The sequence below is a fragment of the Oleiphilus sp. HI0086 genome, assembly GCF_001635225.1.
Map to the genome: position 1 here is coordinate 1 of NZ_LWFZ01000476.1, position 313 is coordinate 313.

The window sequence follows — 313 nt, forward strand, 5'->3', positions numbered from 1 at the left end:
ACTGCACACATATCTTTTTTGGCCAGGCTAAGTGCTTTTAGTACATCAGCACGTCTAATAATGCCGATCACTTTATCATTTTCTATTACTGGGTAGATCTTGGGCCCTTTCCTTAGCATGCTTTCTGCTAGCTTAAGAATATCTTCATCAGGGGATACGGATAGAGGATTCTCTCGCATAATGTCAGCTGCTACTTCGTGGCTATCACAATAGTAGGTATTGTTGAGCATCTGCTTGATGCAGTTTTGCTCAGTGATAAAACCTACCAGTTTGCCGTCAGTATCTAACACTGGCGCTACTACGATATGGCTTT

Annotated in this window: 1 protein-coding gene; it reads right to left on the reverse strand. The window is 42.2% G+C overall.

Annotated features, from left to right (window positions below; all coding sequences use genetic code 11):
• Nucleotides 1-313, reverse strand: a 313-nt coding sequence (locus A3756_RS05885) for a CBS domain-containing protein (RefSeq protein WP_156490303.1), incomplete at both ends; no start/stop codon positions are given.